Origin of the sequence: Tetragenococcus muriaticus DSM 15685, from assembly GCF_000423785.1 — a bacterium.
Classification (GTDB): Bacteria; Bacillota; Bacilli; order Lactobacillales; family Enterococcaceae; genus Tetragenococcus; species Tetragenococcus muriaticus.
Window position 1 is genome coordinate 1 of the sequence record NZ_AUIQ01000089.1, and the last position, 4357, is coordinate 4357.

General features: G+C 34.0%; 5 protein-coding genes. All 5 read left to right on the top strand.

From position 1 onward, the window contains the following. The first annotated feature begins 198 nt into the window (after positions 1-198). The 5 genes from rsgA (at position 199) to mreD (ending at position 3870) form a co-directional block, all read left to right on the top strand. Positions 199-1077, top strand: a complete 879-nt coding sequence (rsgA, locus tag G577_RS0110050) for a ribosome small subunit-dependent GTPase A (protein WP_028791054.1) — start codon at positions 199-201, stop codon at positions 1075-1077. Positions 1078-1089: 12 nt separating this feature from the next. Continuing rightward, positions 1090-1743 carry a ribulose-phosphate 3-epimerase gene (rpe, locus tag G577_RS0110055; protein ID WP_028791055.1) on the top strand — a complete coding sequence of 218 codons (654 nt, stop codon included), beginning with the start codon at positions 1090-1092 and terminating at the stop codon, positions 1741-1743. Continuing rightward, complete coding sequence (locus G577_RS0110060) at positions 1740-2378, top strand: thiamine diphosphokinase (protein WP_028791056.1); 639 nt, start codon at positions 1740-1742, stop codon at positions 2376-2378. The genes rpe and G577_RS0110060 overlap by 4 nt, the downstream gene beginning before the upstream one ends. 125 nt (positions 2379-2503) lie before the next feature. Continuing rightward, the gene (mreC, locus tag G577_RS0110065; protein ID WP_028791057.1) at positions 2504-3361 is read left to right on the top strand and encodes a rod shape-determining protein MreC; all 858 of its coding nucleotides are present in this window, start codon (positions 2504-2506) and stop codon (positions 3359-3361) included. Between the two features lie 2 nt (positions 3362-3363). Further along, positions 3364-3870 carry a rod shape-determining protein MreD gene (gene mreD / locus G577_RS0110070; protein WP_028791058.1) on the top strand — a complete coding sequence of 169 codons (507 nt, stop codon included), beginning with the start codon at positions 3364-3366 and terminating at the stop codon, positions 3868-3870. Positions 3871-4357 lie beyond the last annotated feature (487 nt).

Consider the following 4357-nt stretch of genomic DNA (forward strand, 5'->3'; position numbering starts at 1 on the left):
TTCTATGATCTTATGAGAGATAATTTTTAGTTCTTCCCCCAATTTTGATTATTAAGGAACATATCTTGTTGTTTTTCCTCAATGTATTGAAAGAAACTCCTTCATTAAAATGAGTAGTTTCACTTTTTTGCATGAATTAAAATGTAATACGTCATTCATATGATACAATATAAATAAAAAGATTAAGGGGGAGGATTTTTGCAAGGACAAATTCAAAAAGCATTAAGCGGATTTTATTATATTTATTCAGATGGTAAAGTTTATCAGACAAGAGCTCGCGGCAATTTTCGTAATCGAAATATTACTCCATTGGTAGGAGACTTTGTTTATTTTGAAAGCGAAAATTTAACAGAAGGTTACTTACTAGAAGTGTTACCTAGAAAAAATAAATTATTACGACCGCCAGTAGCAAATGTCGATCAGGGTGTTATTGTAATAAGTTTAGTCGATCCGCAATTTTCATATTTTTTGTTAGATCGTTTTTTAGTAAGTATGGAATACGATGGTATTGAGCCTATTATTTATTTAAGTAAAACTGACCTACAAACAGAAAGTAAGTTGATTAATGAAATTGTGTCGACTTATCAAAAGATTGGTTATAAAGTCATTGTTTCAACTGAAAATGACGCAATGACAAAATTAGCAGATTTATTTTCTCATCGTTTAACTGTTTTTGCTGGACAGTCTGGATCTGGGAAGTCAACCTTATTAAATCGCTTAATGCCACAGTTGAAATTAGAAACAGCGGAGATTTCAACTGCTTTAGGGCGTGGGAAACATACAACCAAGCATGTGGAATTGCTTGCAGTTGCTGATGGTTTAGTCGCGGATACTCCTGGTTTTAGTGCAATTAGCTTTATTGATATTACTCAAAGAGAACTAGCAAAACAATTTCCAGAATTTGTTCAAGTTTCCGGTGATTGTAAATTTAGAGAGTGTCTTCATTTAAATGAACCTGACTGCGAAGTGAAACGACAGGTCAGGACAGGAAGTATCGCTGAAAGCAGATATAATAATTACGTTTATTTTTTGGAAGAAATTAAAAATAGGAAGCCGAATTATAAAAAGAAAAGGTAGGGAGAGCTAATAATGAAAATTTCACCATCAATTTTAAGCGCAGATTTTGCAAATTTGCAACAAGGAATTGAATTAGTCGAAAAAAATGGCGTGGACTATATTCACGTAGATGTAATGGATGGTCATTTTGTACCCAACATAACATTTGGTCCTAATGTGCTCCAAGCTATTCGTCCAGTGACTAAGTTACCGTTAGATACACACTTGATGATTGAAAATCCAGAAGATTATATTGATGCTTTTGCTGAGGCAGGAGCTGACATTATAGGTGTCCATGCAGAAGCAACTCCTCATATACATCGAGCAATTCAAATGATTAAAAATAAAAACGTACAGGCCGAAGTAGTGATTAACCCCGGAACTTCGATTAATTCGATTTATCATATACTATCTATGATAGATCAGATTCTTGTTATGACAGTTAACCCGGGTTTTGGTGGACAATCTTTTATTGAAGAATCGCTCGATAAAATTCGTCAGTTAGCTGATTTAAGAGACGAGAAGGGATACCATTATGATATAGAAGTCGATGGTGGCATTGTGCCCGAAACAGCTACAAGATGTAAAGAAGCGGGTGCTGATGTTTTTGTTGCTGGAAGTTATATTTTTGGTGCAGAGCAACCTGAAAAACGAATCCAGCTCTTGAAAGAAGCGATTAGTGAATGAATATTTTATTAGCAGCAGGTGGCCCTATTTCTAATTGGCCGGAAATAGAAGAACATTATGATTTTTATGTTGGTATTGATCGAGGCAGTCTTTTCTTACACCAAAAGGGATTGCCCCTAGATATTGCGATTGGAGATTTTGATTCACTGAACGCACAAGAGCGGGAAAACATTTTTAATTCAGCTGAAAGGGTAGTTACTTCTCCTGCAGAAAAGGATAATACAGATACACAGTTGGCTTTAGAACTTATTTTAAAAGAGCAGCCCAATGCTAATGTTACGGTAGTAGGTTCAACTGGAGGAAGAATAGATCATTTTCTAGCAAATTTTTGGTTAGTTTTGGAACCAAGATTTCGTAAGTATAGCCAAAACATTTGCCTAAAAGATAAGCAAAACACCATTTCTTTTTTGCTTCCTGGTAATCATACGGTCACCAAAGAAATGGATAAAAAATATTTAGCTTATTGTTGTTTAACACCAGTTTCTGAGCTCACTTTAGCTAAAAGTAAATATATATTAGATAAACAGGAAGTTTTATATCCTACGTCATACGCGAGTAATGAATTCATTGATGATTACGCTAACGTTTCGTTTTCTAAAGGGATAGTTGCTGTTATTCAAAGTAAAGATGCTTGAAAGAAAGCGTACGTTATTTTATGAAAAATAGTTTAAAAATAGTTAAGAGTCATTGGTTAACTTTTGTTTAGAGCTATTTAGTGATACAATCTATCTATTGAGTTTGAAGTAATTGAGGTGCACTTGTGAAAAAATTTAATCCGAATAAAAATATTATTATTACCTTAATTATCGTAATTATCATTGTCACTGTTTTAAGTATCACTATGGCTAGACGTGCAGTTGAGCAGCAGGCTTCTTTTGCCCAAGTGATTGTAAATGATACTGTAGCTATGGTAGACAGAGCTTTGTATGCACCAGTACGTTGGTTTGAAAATGGCGTTGGCTCTATCCAAAATTTATTTGTGACTTACCAAGAAAATGAACGCTTAAAAAGTCAAATTGATAATTACGATGAGGTTGTTCAGCAAAATGAAAGTCAGCAAAGAGAAATTTCAAATTTACAAGAAGAGTTAGATTTGAATGAGACATTGACAAATTATGAAAAAACGGCAGCTAACGTGATTTCTCGTTCACCAGACTCTTGGCAAGATATCATGATTGTCGACCAAGGTTCACAAGAAGGAATTCGTGATAATATGGCTGTAATGGCTAAAAATGGTTTGATTGGTCGTGTTCTTGAAGTTAATGCTCATTCTTCCAAGGTTGAATTGTTAACGTCTGAAAATCAGACAAGTAACCACTTTCCTGTTCGTATAACAACTGAAGATGGAGATGCTTTTGGGTTACTCAAAGGCTATGATCGGCGTAATCAAGCACTAGTTGTTGAAGAATTAACAGGGGAAACCGATATAGAAGAAGACGATACAGTCCAAACTTCCGGGTTAGGCGGAAATTCTCCTTCGGATCTGAATGTCGGTAATGTTATTGAAGCAGAGCCTGATGATTATGGTCTAGATCGTACAGTTTACGTTCAACCTGCAGCAGACGTTAATGATGTATCTGTTGTTACGATTATTGAGCGCACAGTAGGGGAAGACTAATTATGAGTAAAGTTAAAAAACAATATATAGCAGCGCCGATTTTCTTTTTAGTCATGTTATTAGATAGCCATTTGACACGTACGTTTTCAGCATGGAGCGATGGTACAAATATTTGGAAGACTCATTTTTTATTGTTATTATTGTTATTCTGTGTTCCGAAGTTTTCTAAACGTTATATGATCACAGCGACTATTATTTTAGGTAGTATATTTGATTTATACTATATAGGTGTGTTAGGCATCTATGCTGTGAGTCTTCCTTTAGCTGTTTGGGGGATGTATCTACTATACGAACTTCTTTATCAAAATATATTTACTATGTTTTTTGGATGGATCATTTTGATAACAGGTTATGAATTAGTAGCTTCTGGGATTCAAGTAGTCTTTAATATGTCAGTGATTAACCCGATTTACTTTGCTACGAATTTTTTAGGGCCGACTTTATTAGTAAATATTTTATTTTTTTTCATTATTTATTACATTGTGAGGGTATTATTCCGCTGGGAATAATACCTCTTTTTTTTTATAAAAAAAACTAAATTTGCAAATATATTTCAAAGATGAAATATATTTGTAACAATTCTTTTATTGTAATGTCATACGGCTATGTTACAATCGTTTTATCGTTGAAAAAGTGTTTAAGATTTCTTAATTTCTTATAGCAATTATAAAATAAATTTAACCTGAATGATTTCTAAAAATTTGTGGATAACTAATCGGGCCGGTCAACAGGGTTGTTGTTCGTGTTATTTTCTATTTTTACTGTCGATTTTGAGCCAAGTACAGGAAAGAACTACTGTAGAACGCTAAAAAAGGATAAAGTTCTTCCTAGAAGGTGGAAAATAAGCTTTTTATAAGGAAAGAGTGAAGTGAATAAGTTAAAGATTCAATCGCTGAATTCGCGTAAGGACTTCCCAGAAAAGCGTGTTATAAACGTTGGTACTAGAAAGGTGAACTTGAATTTTTCGCGCATGTTCCGTGACTCTCCCTGCGATAT